General features: G+C 73.4%; 15 protein-coding genes. 4 read left to right on the top strand and 11 right to left on the bottom strand.

The features are described from left to right. The 3 genes from ACFTZC_RS02705 to ACFTZC_RS02715 all read right to left on the bottom strand — a co-directional run. Positions 1–367 (bottom strand): rodlin (locus ACFTZC_RS02705; RefSeq protein WP_382886176.1); only part of this gene is annotated, 367 nt, incomplete at its 3' end. Between the two features lie 29 nt (positions 368–396). Continuing rightward, on the bottom strand, positions 397–804 hold the full coding sequence (locus ACFTZC_RS02710) for a rodlin (protein WP_382886178.1): 408 nt from the start codon (positions 802–804) through the stop codon (positions 397–399). Between the two features lie 167 nt (positions 805–971). After that, positions 972–1,382 carry a rodlin gene (locus ACFTZC_RS02715; RefSeq protein ID WP_382886180.1) on the bottom strand — a complete coding sequence of 137 codons (411 nt, stop codon included), beginning with the start codon at positions 1,380–1,382 and terminating at the stop codon, positions 972–974. A 232-nt stretch (positions 1,383–1,614) separates the two neighbouring features. Here ACFTZC_RS02715 and ACFTZC_RS02720 point away from each other — a divergent pair, with 232 nt between their 5' ends. The 3 genes from ACFTZC_RS02720 (at position 1,615) to ACFTZC_RS02730 (ending at position 3,604) form a co-directional block, all read left to right on the top strand. Further along, on the top strand, positions 1,615–2,025 hold the full coding sequence (locus ACFTZC_RS02720; protein ID WP_382886709.1) for a rodlin: 411 nt from the start codon (positions 1,615–1,617) through the stop codon (positions 2,023–2,025). 290 nt (positions 2,026–2,315) lie between these two features. Then, positions 2,316–2,549, top strand: a complete 234-nt coding sequence (locus ACFTZC_RS02725) for a chaplin (protein WP_382886182.1) — start codon at positions 2,316–2,318, stop codon at positions 2,547–2,549. A 179-nt stretch (positions 2,550–2,728) separates the two neighbouring features. Next, positions 2,729–3,604: a chaplin gene (locus ACFTZC_RS02730; protein ID WP_382886184.1), complete on the top strand. Its 876-nt coding sequence runs from the start codon at positions 2,729–2,731 to the stop codon at positions 3,602–3,604. 98 nt (positions 3,605–3,702) lie between these two features. On the opposite strand, the gene ACFTZC_RS02735 is transcribed toward ACFTZC_RS02730, so the two are convergent. Further along, positions 3,703–4,971 (bottom strand): FAD-dependent oxidoreductase, encoded by a 1,269-nt coding sequence (locus ACFTZC_RS02735; protein ID WP_382886186.1) that lies wholly within the window; start codon positions 4,969–4,971, stop codon positions 3,703–3,705. An 80-nt stretch (positions 4,972–5,051) separates the two neighbouring features. Continuing rightward, on the bottom strand, positions 5,052–6,476 hold the full coding sequence (locus ACFTZC_RS02740; protein ID WP_382886188.1) for an ATP-grasp domain-containing protein: 1,425 nt from the start codon (positions 6,474–6,476) through the stop codon (positions 5,052–5,054). A gap of 162 nt (positions 6,477–6,638) precedes the next feature. On the opposite strand from ACFTZC_RS02740, the gene ACFTZC_RS02745 reads away from it, so the two are divergent. Next, on the top strand, positions 6,639–7,928 hold the full coding sequence (locus ACFTZC_RS02745) for a glycoside hydrolase family 26 protein (RefSeq protein ID WP_382886189.1): 1,290 nt from the start codon (positions 6,639–6,641) through the stop codon (positions 7,926–7,928). A gap of 37 nt (positions 7,929–7,965) precedes the next feature. Here the strand turns inward: ACFTZC_RS02745 and ACFTZC_RS02750 are convergent, their stop codons facing one another. The 6 genes from ACFTZC_RS02750 to ACFTZC_RS02775 are packed head-to-tail and all read right to left on the bottom strand — an operon-like array spanning position 7,966 to position 15,510. Continuing rightward, positions 7,966–9,225, bottom strand: a complete 1,260-nt coding sequence (locus ACFTZC_RS02750; protein ID WP_382886191.1) for a GNAT family N-acetyltransferase — start codon at positions 9,223–9,225, stop codon at positions 7,966–7,968. After that, a complete protein-coding gene (locus tag ACFTZC_RS02755; RefSeq protein WP_382886193.1) occupies positions 9,225–10,016 on the bottom strand; it encodes a lipopolysaccharide biosynthesis protein in 792 nt (263 codons plus the stop codon). The genes ACFTZC_RS02750 and ACFTZC_RS02755 overlap by 1 nt, the downstream gene beginning before the upstream one ends. Then, complete coding sequence (locus tag ACFTZC_RS02760; RefSeq protein ID WP_382886710.1) at positions 10,013–11,155, bottom strand: glycosyltransferase; 1,143 nt, start codon at positions 11,153–11,155, stop codon at positions 10,013–10,015. Before ACFTZC_RS02760 ends, ACFTZC_RS02755 begins: the two co-directional genes overlap by 4 nt. Before the next feature lie 5 nt (positions 11,156–11,160). Beyond that, positions 11,161–12,036 (bottom strand): polysaccharide deacetylase family protein, encoded by an 876-nt coding sequence (locus ACFTZC_RS02765; RefSeq protein WP_382886195.1) that lies wholly within the window; start codon positions 12,034–12,036, stop codon positions 11,161–11,163. After that, positions 12,020–14,074, bottom strand: coding sequence for a murein biosynthesis integral membrane protein MurJ (gene murJ, locus ACFTZC_RS02770; protein WP_382886196.1), 2,055 nt, complete (start codon positions 14,072–14,074; stop codon positions 12,020–12,022). Before murJ ends, ACFTZC_RS02765 begins: the two co-directional genes overlap by 17 nt. Then, complete coding sequence (locus tag ACFTZC_RS02775) at positions 14,071–15,510, bottom strand: O-antigen ligase family protein (protein WP_382886711.1); 1,440 nt, start codon at positions 15,508–15,510, stop codon at positions 14,071–14,073. The genes murJ and ACFTZC_RS02775 overlap by 4 nt, the downstream gene beginning before the upstream one ends. Positions 15,511–15,536 lie beyond the last annotated feature (26 nt).

Genomic DNA, 15,536 nt, shown 5'->3' on the forward strand with positions numbered 1-15,536 from the left:
CGTCGAGGATGTGCGACAGCGGCTCGTCGCCCTTCGCCTGCGTCGAGTTCTCGACACACTGCTGGTTCTGCGGGGACGACAGGACATTGACGTCCTGGACCGCGAGCGCGAGGCCACCGATCAGGCCTCCGACGTTCGCCTTGACCGGCAGACCGATGCAGGGCTTGTTCAGCGACCCCTGCACCAGGCCGAGCTGGGGGCTCTGGTCGCCCTTGGTGACGGCGTTGCCGAACGAGCTGTCCGCGCCGTTGCCGCTGAAGGATGTCGTACCACCGTCATCGGCGATGGCGAGCGCCGGCGCCGCCGTGGCGGCGGTGGCGCCGACGAGGGTCGCGGCCACAGCGGCGGTTGCCCACAGCTTGTTCATGGTGAATACCTTTCCGGAAAGTTGGGTTCTCAGTGGTTGCCGACGCCGTTCCCGGACAGGACCGGGATGTCGTCGAGGATGTGCGACAGCGGCTCGTCGCCCTTCGCCTGCGTCGAGTTCTCGACACACTGCTGGTTCTGCGGGGACGACAGGACATTGACGTCCTGGACGGCGACCGCGAGGACACCGATCAGACCCCCGACGTTCGCCTTGACCGGCAGACCGATGCAGGGCTTGTTCAGCGACCCCTGCACCAGGCCGAGCTGGGGGCTCTGGTCGCCCTTGGTCACCGAGTTGCCGAACTTCTGCTCGGCGCCGTTGCCGCTGAAGGACGTCGTACCACCGTCATCGGCGATGGCCAGCGCCGGCGACGCCATGGCGGCCGTAGCACCGACAAGGGTCGCGGCCACAGCGGCGGTCGCCCACAGCTTCTTCATGTAAATACCTTTCCGGAAAGTCGGACTCCACCGGTGGAATCCATTGCGTTCAACTGCCTACGGGTGGATTAGTTTCTGCGGTTCCCCCTAATGGAGTACCGCTCCGCAGACAAAAAGGCCGGGCCGCCGCGGAGAACAGCGGCTGCCCGGCCCCGACGACCGATTTCTCAGCGGTTCGCGGTGCCGTTCCCGGACAGGATCGGAATGTTGTCCAGGATGTGCGACAGCGCCTCGTCGCCCTTCGCCTGCGTCGAGTTCTCGACACACTGCTGATTCTGCGGGGACGAGAGGATGTTGAGGTCCTGGACCGAGATCGGCAGCACACCCAGGAGTCCGCCGATGTTCGCCTTGGCGGGGAGGGCGATGCAGGGCTTGTTGAACGAGCCCTGGATGAGCGCGAACTGCGGGCTCATGTTTCCGTAGGTCGCCGAGTTGCCGTACCACTGCTCAGCGCCGTTGCCGCTGGCCGACGTGGTACCGCCGTCGTTGGCGATGGCGAGTGCCGGGGCCGCCGTGGCGGCGGAGACGCCGACTACGGAGGCGGCGACGGCCGCGCCGGCCATAACCTTCTTGATCACGATGAGTCCCCTTCTGAAGGATGCCCCAAAAATCGCCGGGGCCCCCTGTGCAACTCCCCGCCACCGGTTTGGTTGTGCCGCTTCACTCCAACGGCCTATTACCGGCGATCTACCTCGCGGGGCGGAGCAAGCCGATCGGGTGAAGCAGGAGAACCGAGGAGAACCAAAATCACCGCCGTCTGGTTGGTCAGGTCGCTCCACATGCATTTCCCGAGAAAAGGAACAGACCGTGATCAAGAAGATTATGGCGGGTGCGGCCGTGGCCGTCTCCGTCGTCGGCCTCACCGCCGCCGCCGCGGCCCCGGCCCTCGCCATCGCCGATGACGGCGGCACCACGTCGTTCAGCGGCAACGGCGCCCGGGAGTCCTTCGGCAATGCAGTGACCAAGGGCGACCAGAGTCCTCAGCTGGAGCTGATCCAGGGCTCGCTGAACAAGCTGTGCGTCGGCGCGCCGGTCAAGGCCAACGTGGGTGCGGTCTTCGGCCTGCTCGCCGCCGTCGCCGTCCAGGACGTCAACGTACTCTCCTCCCCGCAGAACCAGCAGTGCGCGGAGAACTCCACCCAGGCCAAGGGCGACGAGCCGCTGTCGCACGTCCTGGACGACATCCCGGTGCTCTCCGGCAACGGTGTCGCCAACGGCTGATCCAGCCGGTACACCGCTCGCGCACACCAAACGGGCCGTACGGGGCAATGGCGCCCTGTACGGCCCGTTCGCCTTTCCCCGCCTGGCCTGTCGACGCGGAAACGACATCCCGCAAGGGGGCGAACGGGTGAAACGGGAAAAATCGTAATACCGGCCAGTTTCCTCGGAACGGCCGTCTCGTTGGAGTTCCAGCAGTGAGCGTACGAACGGGAAGCCGATCGCTCCCCCACTCGTGTCCGTACGACCGTCGTGCGGATGTGTTCGCCACTGCGGAAAGGGCTCGATCCATCATGAAGTGCAAGAAGGCTGCAACGATCGTCGCGGGGCTGGTCCTGGCCATGGGGGCGGCGGCCCCCGCCATGGCCGACGCGGGCGCCGAGGGCGTTGCCGTCGGTTCCCCGGGGATCCTCTCGGGCAACGTCGTCCAGATTCCCGTCCACGTGCCGATCAACGTCTGTGGCAACACCATCGACGTCATCGCGCTGCTGAACCCCACCAGCGGCAACAAGTGTGTCAACAAGTGACGTTGTGACCCCGTGACGTCCCGGGGGTGTCCCGCGGGACACCCCCTTCCGGTCCCGGAGCGCGTGCCGATCGCGCTCCGGGACCGGCCTCGGTGGGCAGGGGTCTGGCGTTCGGATCAGGCCCCGGCTCCCACCCGTGACAACGGCCGGCCGGCCCGCCGGCAGGAGGAGAAAACAGAGTGCGAGACCTCATCAGCAAAGGACTGCTCACGGCCGCCGCGGCGTCCAGTGTGCTGTCCATGGGCGGCGGTTACGCCCAGGCCGCCGACGCGAACGGCACCGCCGTCGGGTCGCCGGGGCTGCTGTCCGGCAACAACGTCCAGGTGCCGCTGGACATCCCGGTGAACGTCTGTGGCAACACCGTGGACCCGGTGGGTGTCCTCAACCCCGCCTTCGGCAACACCTGCGCCAACGTGTCGAAGCCGCCGGAGCACCACGCGCCTCCGCAGCACCACATGCCTCCGCGGCAGCATGGTCCGCACGGGCAGGACGCTCCTCAGGGGCACGAGGCTCCCCCGCAGTACGGCGCCCCCGGCGTTCCCCACCAGATGGTCACCGGATCCGGCAGCGAGGCCAGCAGCATCGCCAAGGGCTCGCCCGGCGTGCTCGCGGGCAACAGCGTCGAGACACCGGTCGATGTCCCCGTGAACGCCTGCGGCAACTCCGCCGACCTGGTGGGCGTCCTCAACCCGGTGTTCGGCAACACCTGCGTCAACGGCACGCCGCCGGCGCCCCCGGAGCGGCCCGCCGCTCCCGAGGGTCCGGAGACGCCCGACGAGGTGCCCGAGGACAGCGCGCCGCCGGAGGGCCGCTCCGCACGCCCGTCCTTCCCCGCCGGACCCCCGCACCACGAGCCGCACGGTGAGGGCGCGCACCCGGTCACGTCCGCCGTGCTGCCCGCGGCGAGGTCGGCCGCACCGCCCGCCGCCGGCGATCCGCAGCTCGCGGCCACCGGCGGCGACCCGCGTCTCCTCGGCGCCGCTGCGGCGAGCGCCGGGCTGATCCTCGGTGGCGCGCTGCTGTACCGGCGCACCCGCGTCCCGGCCCGCGTCTGACCCTCGTTCCGCGCCGAATCGCCGCCCGCCCGTGATCGGGCCGGGCGGCTCGACGGAGGCCGAGTCCCCGCTCCCCGGCGGGACTCGGCCTCCGTCCGTCACTTCGCGGAGAGCTGCCCCTGGCGCGTTCCCTGGCGCTGGCGCACCTTCGCGAGCGGCCCGCCCCGGGCGCCGACCCGCCGCCGTACCCCGGCCACCAGCCGCTCCGCGGTGTAGGCCGACCCGTACACGAAGCGCATCGACGGGCCGAAGGACGGGGCGCTCAGCAGGCCGGCCAGGAAGAGGCCCGGGTACGAGGACTCGAAGGCGGCGCTCGCCTCGGGCGCCCTGCTCGGGCCCACGGTCCGCAGGCCGTCGGCGAGTCCGCCCTCCAGCAGCCCGAGCCGGTCGAGCCCCGGGGTGAAACCGGTGGCGGCGATGACGTGGTCGGTCTCCACCGTCTCCGTCCGTCCCGTGGTGGCGAACAGCTCCAGCCGTACGCGCCCGCCCGCCGGGGCCGCCGTCACCACGCTCTCGCCGAGCCGTACCTCGATCCGCGCCGCCGACTCGAAGCGCTCGCGCAGCCACCACGCGCCGGCCGGGCCGAGCGCGGAGGTGAAGATCCGGGCGCGGGTCTCCTCGGGGAACCGGCGGAAGACGCCGGGGGTCTCCGCGTAGAGCCAGTTCTTCCAGCCGCAGCCGAGCCCGGTGTGCGGGGCGCGGACCGCCGCGCCCGCGGGGCGGTCGAGGGGCGGCGGCAGGGTGTTCCAGTTCAGCCGCGCCGAACGGGCCACCAGCCGTACGGACGTGCCCTGTTCGGCGAGGAGCGCGGCGGTCTCCAGGGCCGCCTGGCCCGCCCCGATGACCGTCACGTCACCGCCCGCGAAGCGCCCCAGATCGCAGTGGTGGCTGCTGTGCGTGACGTGCTCGCGGCCGAGCCCGAGCAGCGGCGCGGGGATGTCGATGAACGGCATCACGCCGACGGCGAGCGCCACCGTACGGGCGAGGACCTGCTCACCGTCCTCGGCGGTCAGCCGGAACCCGCCGGGGCAGGCCCGTACGGAGGTGATGTTCCGTTCGTCGACCGGCGGTGCCGCGCGCTCGGCGAACCACAGGCCGTACGAGGCGAAGAGGCCGACCGGCAGCGGAACGCCGTGCCGGGCCTCCATGCCGAGGGTGGCGGCATAGGCGGCGAGACCGAAGGCACCCTTCGGGTCGGAGAGGTTCGACGCCCACGGTTCGGACTTCAGGAACATCCCCGGCGGCATGTGCTCCCGCCACGAGGCCATCGGCGTACCGAACACCCGCAGGTCGAGCCCGGCCGCGGCGGCGTGCGCGGCGATCGAGAGTCCGTAGGGGCCGGCGCCCACAACTACCAGGTCGTGCATGGTGTGTCCCGCTCTCTGTGCGTGTCTGTTGGGCCAGGGGTGGCAGGGGTTGGCAAGGGTCGGGCAGGGGTCGGGCAGGTTCATCGGGTACGGCGCGGTGCGGGGGCGTCGCCCAGGGGACCTGCGTGGTCTGTGTGGTCTGCGTGGTCTGCGTGGTCTGCGTGGTCCGGGCTGCCGCGCCGCTGCCGTACGGACGGGGTGCGCGGCGACCGGCCCGACTCCCCCGTGCACCGGTACGGCAGGACGCGGCGCAGCAGCCGCCAGCCGCGGCGCCCGAGATGCGCCCCCCACGCGACGGCCATCGCGCAGGCGGGCAGCGGATCGTCCGGCGCCCACCACGCCGTCTCGGTGGACCGGCGCGGCGTCCCGGACTTCCGTCGGGCGCCCTTTCCGGCCGGGGACAGGAGCGACAGCAGCGCGTAGTTCTCCACGACGAACGCGCGTCCGTGCACCGCCTCCTGCACGGGAAGTCCGCGCCCGGTCAGATCGAGGTGGAGCGCGCGCACCACGTCCGTGCCGGAGCGGTCGGTGAAGAGCCGGAACTGGGCGCCCGGCCGGGGGTTGAAGTCGAGCAGGTGGTACGCGCCCGTCGCGGCCTCCCGGCGGAAGTCGAGGTCGAGGATCCCCCGGTAGCCGAGCGCGGCGACCAGTTCGCCGGCCAGCCGCTCCACGGACGGGTTGGGCAGCCACCGGCCGACCGCGGTCAGTCCCGCGCCCACCGGCCAGGCCCGGTCCTTGCGGCCGGCCGCGCCGAGCAGTCGGGGGCAGCCGCCGACAGGGCCGCGCCCGCTGTACCCGTGGAAGAACCAGTCGCGGTCGGGTCCGTGCGGCAGGAACTCCTGGAGCAGCAGCCTGCTGCCCGCCTCGCCGCTGCGCCCGTACAGCTCGCGCGCCTCCTGGGGGGAGCGGACGACGCGTGTGCTGCGCAGCCCCGACCCCTCGGGGAGCAGCCACGGCCTGCTCCACTTGGCGACCACGGGCAGCCCCAGCGACCAGGCGGCGGCCGCGGCCTCCGCCCCGCCGTCCGGGATCACCGTGCGCGGGTGCGGCATGCCCAGTTCCTGGCAGATCCCGGCCAGCTCGGCCTTGTCCGCGACGCGCTCGGGCAGCCCTGACGGCTGTTCAGGCAGCAGGTAACGGCCCGCCAGCTCCGGCTGGAGCCGGCCCACGGCGATCGCGCTGAGGTCGTCCATCGCGATGAGGACGGCCGGGGCCGTGAGCCCGTCGGAGATGGAGAGGAGCAGCCGCTGAACCTCCGCCAGATCGGCTCCGGGTCCCGTGGCCGGTTCCGGAGAGGCCGTCAGTTCCGGTGCCTGTTCGGGCCGTAGGTGGGCCTGGCGCAGATAGCGGGATCGTCCGACGGGGCTGCGCGCGCCCTCGATCACCGCGTGCACCTCGATCCCGGCGCGGCCGAGGGAGCGTACGGCGCCCAGCGTGCCGTGGTGGAACGGGTTCCGGTCGAGCCGTACGAGGACGGCCGGAACGCGGGTGTCAAAGCTCGGCACGGTGGTGCCCTTCATTTCGATACCCCATGCGAGGGATGAAATTCACGAATGGACTACTGGAACACCAGGCCCGGCTCCCGACCGGCCTATTAGAAATACTTTTGTGATCATCGTGACCACGGCCCGCGGCCACGGAAGCACGTTCGATCGCAAGGAGCGGACATGACCCCTCGACGACGTCGCAGGCTGACGACCACCTGTCTGGGTGTGATCTCGGCCGGCCTTCTTGTCTCCGGTGCCGCGCTGCCCGTTCAGCGAGCCGCCGCGGATTCCGGTGGCACGGAGGACCATGCCGAAATCAGTGCCGAAAGCAGCGCGGAAGGCCGTACGGAAAGTGGCACGGAAAACAGTACGGAAAGACAGAAGCCGCCCGCGGCCCCTTCACCCGCCCTGGGCGCGTATCTCGACTACGGCTCGGACGGCGTACGGCGCATCGCCGCCATGGAGAAATGGCTCGGCGGCCGGGAATTGCGCGTGGGGCACACCTATCTCCCCGGGGACACGTGGCCCAACATCGAGGGCGCTCCGGACTTCCTGGAGAGCTGGGCCGAATGGCGTAAGGCCCGCGAGGACCGGCTGTTCGTCCTCAACGTGCCCATGCTGGAGCGGAACGAGGAGCGGGTGCCCGACCGTCTGGTCCGCCGCGAGCTGCGCAGAGGGGCGGCCGGGCGGTACGACGGGCACTTCAGGACGCTGGCGCGACGGCTCGTCGCGCTCGGTGTCCCCGACACGGTGATCGTGCTCGGCTGGGAGATGAACGGAAACACGTACACGCATCGGTGCGGTCCTGATCCGGAGGCATGGAAGGCGTACTGGAACCGTATCGTCACCGCCATGCGTGAGGTGCCCGGACAGAAATTCCGATTCGATTTCGCCCCGAACAGGGGACGGGACGACATTCCCTGGACCCGGTGTTATCCGGGCGACGGCGTCGTGGACATCATGGGCATGGACTCGTACGACCAGCCGCCGGGACGCACCTTCGACGAGCAGGTCACCGAGGACTTCGGTCTCCAGCAGCATGTGGACTTCGCCGCCGCGCATGGAAAGGTCGTCTCCTATCCGGAATGGGGTCTCTTCCGCAATGGGGACAACCCCGAGTACGTGCGGCGCATGCTGCAATGGATCGACACGTACAAGCCGCTGTACAGCACCGTCACGGATTACTGCCCCCACGGTGTCTGGCAGTGCGACCGGAATCCCGAGTCGTCGAAGGTGTTCCGGTCGACGCTGTCCGAAGGCGAGCCGCAGCCCGCGCCGACCCCGACGCCTCCCGTTCCCCCGACGCCGCCGACCCTTCCGACCCCGGCCCCCACGCCCCCGGCCCCGCCCACGCTTCCGCCGACGCCGGAGCGACCGCAGGGCTGCCGGCCGCTGAACCTCGGTGCCTGGCTGGAGAACTTGCTGGGCGGCAGGATCTGTATCCGTCTCGACTGGTGGCGGCGCGTCTGAGGTCGCGTCCCCGGCACGGACAGCGGCGGCGGCGAGGTCATCCCTTGTCGCCGCCTCTCCGTACCCGCAGCCGGGGCCGCGCCCGCTTCACCAGTTCGGCCGCCCGGCCGCGTCCCGCCGCCCGGGCGACCAGGAGGTGCAGGGAGGGCGCGAGGGCGGAGCGGGCGAGCAGCAGCCGCTGGTTGGTGACGGTCTCCGGGCGCCAGTGGTGCTTGTACGGTTCGTTGCCGCGCAGCATGCTCAGGGTGGCCCGGCCGCTCCCGCCGATCCATGCCGCGCCGCCGCGCAGCAGCATCGTGGCGACATCCGCCTTCCTGGCGCGCAGTTCGGGGTCGGCCCCGTACAGATAGCCGCCCGCGAGCTGACCCGACATCAGGGTGACGTCTGCGGCCACCACGGCGCCCGCCAGCGTGAACTCGGTGACCCGCGCGTCGCCGGAGTCCACCATGGCGCGCACGGCCCGGGTGAGGTGTTCCGCGAAGCGCCCGCTGAGATGTTCGGGGGTGACGCCGCGGCCCTGCCACTGGAGGCGGTGCAGCGCCAGCAGCCGTTCGACGGCGGCCGGGATCTCCGCGCCCTCGACCATCCGCTCCTCGATGCCGAGCGCGTCCAGCTTGCGCAGCTTGGCGCGGACGCGCTGGGCGCGCGCGGCGGGCAGTCGGGCGAGCAGTCCGTCCATGGGGACGGCGGGCAGTTCCAGGCAGGCGGAGTCGGTCAGCCGCCGGCGCGGCCCGTGCCAGCAGTCGTAGACGCGCTCCGCGGCGGCCCCGGGCCGTACCTCGCGCAGGTCGATCACCGCCGTACGGGCCAGCTCCGTGAGGGCGTCGGCGAGCGCGGGCGCGGCGGTGCCGGCGTGCTCGTCGTCGAGGAGGACGTCGGAGAAGTCGGAGATCGAACCGCCGAGATGGACGAGGACGGGCAGGGGGCGGTGCGTGAGCATGAGCGCGGCCGCCGCGACGGGCTCCCCCGACCGGCGTACGAGGACGACGCGCAGCCGGCCGCGGCCACCGCGAACACGCCGGGCGGCCCGGCCGGCGCGGCCACCGCGCGCGCCCCCGGCCCCGCAGCCCTGGCCGTACGACAGCCACCAGGAGTACAGCCACGCGTGGCTCTGGAAGGGGGTGGCCGTACGGCAGCGGCGGTACAGGGTGCCCCACTCCGGGGCGAGTTCGGCGAACCGGCCGGTGTCGCGGCACACCTCCGTGGTGAACACCGCGCCGGACCGGGCGGCGGTGAGCAGCGCGGATACGGGGTCACAGGGCGGCGCGGCGCTCCGCGTCCGGGATCCGAGGGCCATCAGACCCCTTCCGACCGCGGCTGGGGGGACGCGGCCGGCCCCGCGGCGTGGGCGGGGGTCCCGGGGCAGCGCTTCGGCCGGACCAGCAGGCCGAGTCCGCCGAGCAGCCCGCCCGCGCAGCCGCCGACCAGCCCGGCCAGTGGCGCGGACGGGGTGACCGGGGACGTCGGCGGGACGGCCCGGGAGAACTGGAGGACGCGGACGTGCGTACTGGCCTGCAGATGGCCGCCGTTGAGGACGAGTGAGCGCGCCACGCTGTCCGCCATGTTCACGGCGGTCGCCGCGTCGGACGAGGTCGCCGTCACCGAGATCATCGGCGCGTCGGGCGAGGTCGCCGTCTGGACGTTCTCCTTGAGGGTCCGCGCGGACACCCCGGCCCAGACCGCCGCGTCGCCGACCACCGCGACCTGCGAGGCGACCCGTCCGTACGCCGTGGCGAAGCCGAGCGCGGCGGTCGGCTCCGACTTCTCCGTCGGTACGACGACGACATAGCTGGTCGCCGCGTACTCGGGGGTGAGGAGCAGTCCGTACGTGCCACCGGCCGCCGCCCCGGCCAGTACGGCGGCGGGCACGACCCAGCGGGCGGGCAGCGCCACCGGCCGGAACAGCCGCCGCAGCCGCCGCAGCTGTTTCAACGGCCGCAGGGGCGCCGGGGCCGTCGGGCGCCGCGCGGACTCCGCGCGCGGGCCGGGGGGAGCGCCGCGCCCGGGCGGTCGGCGGCTCGGCTGCTGGGGTGTCTGCTGGGGGGACTGGGGTGCCTGTTCGGGTGCCTGGGGTGCCTGTCGGGTCATGGGCGACTCGCCTCTCGGGTGGGGATGTGGCGGTGGAGGGCGGTCTCGTACACGCCCATCAACTGCCCGGCGCTGCGGGAGATGTCGTAGTGGCGTACGGCGGACGGCACGGGCTGCCGGGGCGGGCACGGGTCCCGCAGCCGCCGCAGCTCCTCGGCGAGCCCGGGGACGGAGCCGCTGATCCGGCGCGCGCCGGGCGCGGCCTCGGGCGGCAGGTCCTGGAGCGCCGGGCAGGTCACGTGGAGCACCGGCAGCCCGGCGGCGAGCGCCTCGATCACGGCGAGCCCGAACGCCTCGTCGTGGGAGGTGGAGACGAAGACGTCCATGGCGGCGAGCAGCGAGGGCAGGTCGGCCGGGTGCGGGACGGGCGGCGGGTCCTCGCACGCGCCGGGCAGCAGGATCCGGTCGGCCAGGCCGCGCTCCTCGGCGAGCCGCAGCAGGTTCGTACGCTCCGGGCCCTCCCCGACCAACAGCAGCCGGGCGTCCGGCAGTTCGGCGACGGCTCGGACGAGCCGGTCGTACCGCTTGCCGGGGGCGAGCCGTCCGACGCCGCCCACGACGAACGCGTCCTCGGCCAGCCCGAGCCGCTCGCGGGCGGCGCGGCGCGCCTTCTCGTCGAAGGCGAAGCGCGCCGACTCGATGCCGTTGGGGACGACGTGGATACGGTCACGGCGCACCCCCCAGCGCTCCAGCCGGCGCGCGACGGTGGTGGAGACGGCGACGGTCTCGGTGCCGAGCCGCTCCCCGGTGAGGTAGAGCGCGCGGGCGCCGGTGGTCAGCGGCCGGCCCTCGATCTGGACGGCGCCGAGGGAGTGTTCGGTGGCGACGATCGTCCGTACCCCGGCCATGCGGGCCGCGATCCGGCCGTAGAGGCAGGCCCGGTAGAGATGGGTGTGGACGATGTCGTACCGGCCCCGTCCGACCAGGCGCGCCAGCCGGGGCAGGGCGGCGAGGTCGCGGTTCCCGGTCATGCCGAGGTGGGCGACGCGTACCCCGTCGGCGACGATGCCGTCGGCGACCGCGCCCGGTTCCGTGAGGGTGACGACCTCGTTGTGGGTGGGCAACTGGCGCAGCATCAGGCGCAGTTGCTGCTCGGCGCCGCCGATGCCGAGGCCGGTGATGACATGCAGGACCTTCAGGCCCTTCACCGGGTGACCACCGGGGCCGTCGGTGCTGTCGGTGTCGTCTGTGCTGTCGGGGCCCCGGGTGCCGCGGGTGCCGCGGGTGCCGTCGTTCCGGCGACCGACGCGCGGTACGCGGCGGAGCGGGCGTACTCCGCGAAGGCGGCGGCCGGGACGGGTGCGCGCCGCCGGCCGTGCAGCCGCCGCTTCAGAGTCAGCTTGAGGCCGGTGTCCCCCTCCCCCACGTGGATGCGGGGCAGCGCGAACAGCCCGGTCAGCGGCCCCGGGTCGATGGCGCAGCCGTACGCGTACCCGGCGGCGCGCACCGCCGCGACGACCCGGGCGTCGACCGTACCGTACGGGTAGCAGAAGCCGCCCACCTCGGTGCCGGTGAGGGCGCGCAGCAGTTCCCGGCTGCGGCCGGTCTCGGCGGCGAGCGTGGCGTCGTCGGCCGTGACGAGGTCGACGTGGAGCAGGCCGTGGGAGCCGATCTCCATCCCGGCCGCGGCGGCCTCGCGGACGCCGTCCTCGGTGAGCAGGGGTTTACGGGGGCCGAGGGGGTCCCACTCGTTGCTGCCGCCGGGGCGTCCCGGCAGGACGAAGACGGTCGCGGTGCAGCCGTACCGCCGGAGCAGCGGGACGGCCGTCGTCACGAAGTCGGCGTACCCGTCGTCGAAGGTGAGCCCGACGAGCCCGGCGCCCCGCCCCTCGGCGCGGGCGCGCAGCAGTTCGGCCATGGAGACGCCGGTCAGACCGCGCCGGCGCAGCCAGCGGAGCTGGCGTTCGAGCCGGTCGGGGGAGACCGTCACCTGGTAGGGGTCGTCGGTGGGGTCGGCGACCGAGTGGTACATGACGGCCCACAGGGGACCACCGGACGTCGTGTCAGCGGGAGCGGGCATCGGCGAGCTTTCGTGAGAAGGGGCGGGCGAGGGAGCGGAGGATGGAGTCGGTCTCGGGGGCCTTCAGGGCGTACGCGATGACGAGGAAGACCGCGGTCACCACCAGGCCGGCGGAGAGCGTGGCGAGGACCGGGGAGGGCAGGAGCGCGGCGCAGAGCCATCCGGAGCCGGTGGCCGCCGCGGCGGCGGCGCTGAGCTTGACCAGTCCGCCGGTCATGTGGCGGGTCCTGACCGGCACGCTGTGGCGGTGGAGCGCGCCCAGCATGAGAACGGCGGTGAGGGCGATGCCGAGGGCGTTGGCGGCGGCGATGCCGCGCACCCCCCAGACGCCGACCAGCAGGGCGCCCGCGCCGCCCGTCAGCGCGAGCCCGGCGGTCATGGCGAGCGCGGGGAACCAGAGGGGGCGCGCGGCGGAGAAGTAGCAGCGTACGAGCGCCCCGACCAGGGTGTGGCCGAGCAGGCCCAGCGCGTACACCCGCATCACGGCGGCGGTCGCGGCGGTGTCCGCGGGGTGGAACTCACCGCGCTGGAAGAGCACTTCGATGATCTGCGGGGCGCAGGAGATGACGGTGGCGGCCCCGATGAGCACGATGATCCCGGCGAGGGCGAGATCCCGTTCGACGCGCCGCCTGGCCCGGTCGGTCTCCCCGGCCGCCATGGCGCGGGCGACCACCGGGAAGGTGACGGTGCAGAGCATCAGGGAGAGGGTCATCGGGATCTGCGCGACCTTCTGCGCGTAGTTGAGGTGCGAGATGGCCCCGGCGGGCAGGGGCGCGGCGAGGAACCGCTCGACGAGGACCTGCGACTGGCGGCTGAGCGCGAACGCGACGACGGGGACGAGCAGTCCGAGGGCGACGGGCGAGGCGAGCGAGGTCGCGGCGGGGGTGGGGGTGGTCTCGGCGACCGAGGCGGATGCCGAGGCGGATGCCGAGGCGGATGCCGTTGCCGTCGCTGTCGCCGTCGCAGGTACGGGTACGGATGCGGGCGCGGGCGTGGCGGAAGCAGGCGCGGGCTCCAGACCGCTCACGGGCCTGCGCTCCGTCAGCCTGTTCCACAGGGTGGGGAGCTGGATCAGGACCATCATCACGCCGCCGACGGCGACCCCGGCCCCGGCCGCGAGCACCCCCGCCTCCGCGCCGGCCAGCAGCATCGTGGAGATGATGCCGACGTTGGAGGCGACGTAGATCGCGGCGGGCGCCACGAAGGAGCCGTGCGCGCGCAGCGCCGCGCTGCAGTAGCCCGCGACGCCGTAGGTGAAGATGGACGTGGCGGTCAGCCGGGTGCAGTCGACGGCCAGCCGGGGTTCGGGGAGACCGGGCGCGAGGACGGCGACCGCCCAGGGCGCGAGGGCGATCAGCAGCGCCGCGCACGCGCTGAGCGCGAGGAAGAGCCGGGGCAGCGTGGCACGGGTGAGCTGCCGTACGGGGTCGAGGTCCAGGTCCTGCGCCAGGTCGCGCGCCCGGTCCTGCGGCGACCGGGCGGCCCGGCGGGCGAGCGCCAGGCTGAACGCCGGTACGAGGATCAGCGCCATGGCGTCCTCGATGAGGAGCGTGGCGGCCACCTCGGGCACGGTCCAGGCGACGAGGAAGGCGTCGGTGTCGGGGCCCGCGCCGTAGAGGTGGGCGATGGTCTGGTCGCGGAGCAGGCCGAGAAGCGATCCGGCGGCGGTGAGCGCGGCGGTCAGGAACGCGGCCCGCGCCAGGAACCGCCCGGAGGAGAGCGCCGCGCGCCCCCCGGGCTCCCCGGACTCCCTGTGCTCCTCGGGCTTCCCGCGCCCGCCGGACCCGCCGGGCTCCCCGGACTCCGGTGTCGGGCCGGCCGGTTCGAGTACGGCCGTGCCGGGAGCCGCGCCCGCCGGAGCGGTCACGGCCGAGGCGGTACCGGCCGGAGCGACCGTTCCCGAAGCGGCGGCGGCGCCCGGCGCGGCGGCACCAGCACCGGTGAGGGCCGCCGCGGCGGCGGCCGACGCGGTCGTGTCCGGGGGCGGTGGCGTGGAGGGCGGCGGGACCGCGGGGAGGGAGTGCCTCGTATCGCTCACGCCGGACCGGCCTCACCGTTCGGGTGCCGCCCGGCCCGCGCCGCGGGAAGGCCGGGCGCGGAGCCCAGTGCCCACCACACCGCCAGGCCGAGCATCACCGCCGTCAGGACCGTCGACGGGCCGCCGATGTCCGCGTAACAGAAGTCCGCCAACTGCCAGACCAGCAGCCCCGTGACGACGAGCCCGCACTCCGCGCCCGTACCGGAGCGGCGCGCCACCGGCACCGCGCGTACCGCGCACACCAGGAGCCCCGCCCAGCTGCCCGCGAAGGCGACGACGCCGAGCATCCCCTGTTCGCTCAGGACGAGCAGATACATGTTGTGCGGCGACAGCAGCGGCTGGCGCTGGAACCCCATCCCCGCGCCCGAGGTGTCGCTGCCCGCGGAGAGCGCGAGGGAGGCGTGGTTGTCGCGGTAGGCGGGGAAGCCCTTCAGCCCCACGCCGGTGAGGGGCCGCTCGCGCCACATGCCGGTGGCCGCCGCCCACATCGTGTACCGGTCGGTGACCGACTGGTCGGGCGTGTCGGCGACCCGGGCGATCGAGCCGGCCCGTTCGCTGATCAGCTGCGAGCCGATGCCGAGCCCGCCGACCAGGACCACCCCGAGCGCCCCGGCGGCCAGGCCCACGACGACGGCCCTGCGGAGGCCCGAGAGCGCGAGTTGCAGCGCGAGCGCCACGGCGGTGGCGATCCAGGCGCCACGGCTGAAGGAGAGCAGGAGCGGTACGGAGAGCAGCGCGGCGCAGCCGAGCGCGAGGGCCCGCTGTCCGCGCGGCGCCCGCGCGGAGCCGCCCAGGGCGTAACCGACGCAGATGACCAGCCCGTACGCGACGACCGTGGCCATCCCCATGATGTCGGTGGGTCCGAAGGTGCCGACGGCGCGGATGTCCTCGCCCTGGTACGAGGCGCCGGTGCCGGTCAGGTACTGCACGACGCCGACCGCCCCCTGCGCCAGCGCGAGCACGACCACCGACCCGGCGACCAGCCGGAAGTCGCGGCGGTCACGGAGAAGGAGCAGCAGCGCCCCTGGTACGAGTACGAAGATCTGGAGGTAGCGCGCCAGTCCCGGCAGGGTGGCGGTGGGGTCGTCGGCGGTGAGCGAGGCGACGGTCACGCCGAGCACCGGGAGCCCGAGGACGAGTGCGGCGGTACGGGTCAACGGGCGGGCCCGCGCGCGCAGCACGCGGACGAGGCAGTGCAGGACGAGTACGGCGGAGGCGGTGTCGGCCGCGCTCCCGGACCCGGCGGAGCCGTCGCCGGCCGGCGGCGTGGGCACGGCGAGCAGCGCGACGACGGCCACGGCGGGCAGCAGGGGCGCCGCCCGGCGCAGCGCGGCGGTCCACGCGTCGGCGCGGGACCGTACCCGGGCCGCGCGGATCCCGTCGGCGGGCCCGGCAGGCCCGGCGGACCCGGCGGGCATGGCGGACCCGGCGGGCATGGCGGACCACGCGGACCCGGCGGTGT

The sequence above is a fragment of the Streptomyces sp. NPDC056987 genome (assembly GCF_042673865.1).
Taxonomy (GTDB): Bacteria; Actinomycetota; Actinomycetes; order Streptomycetales; family Streptomycetaceae; genus Streptomyces.

Excerpts from the sequence above, each read along its gene's own strand:
- ACFTZC_RS02710 (WP_382886178.1), bottom strand. The coding sequence starts at position 804 with ATGAAGAAGCTGTGGGCGACCGCCGCTGTGGCCGCGACCCTTGTCGGT.
- ACFTZC_RS02725 (WP_382886182.1), top strand. The coding sequence starts at position 2,316 with ATGAAGTGCAAGAAGGCTGCAACGATCGTCGCGGGGCTGGTCCTGGCC.
- ACFTZC_RS02735 (WP_382886186.1), bottom strand. The coding sequence starts at position 4,971 with ATGCACGACCTGGTAGTTGTGGGCGCCGGCCCCTACGGACTCTCGATC.
- ACFTZC_RS02745 (WP_382886189.1), top strand. The coding sequence starts at position 6,639 with ATGACCCCTCGACGACGTCGCAGGCTGACGACCACCTGTCTGGGTGTG.
- ACFTZC_RS02750 (WP_382886191.1), bottom strand. The coding sequence starts at position 9,225 with ATGGCCCTCGGATCCCGGACGCGGAGCGCCGCGCCGCCCTGTGACCCC.
- ACFTZC_RS02755 (WP_382886193.1), bottom strand. The coding sequence starts at position 10,016 with ATGACCCGACAGGCACCCCAGGCACCCGAACAGGCACCCCAGTCCCCC.
- ACFTZC_RS02765 (WP_382886195.1), bottom strand. The coding sequence starts at position 12,036 with ATGCCCGCTCCCGCTGACACGACGTCCGGTGGTCCCCTGTGGGCCGTC.
- ACFTZC_RS02775 (WP_382886711.1), bottom strand. The coding sequence starts at position 15,510 with ATGCCCGCCGGGTCCGCCATGCCCGCCGGGTCCGCCGGGCCTGCCGGG.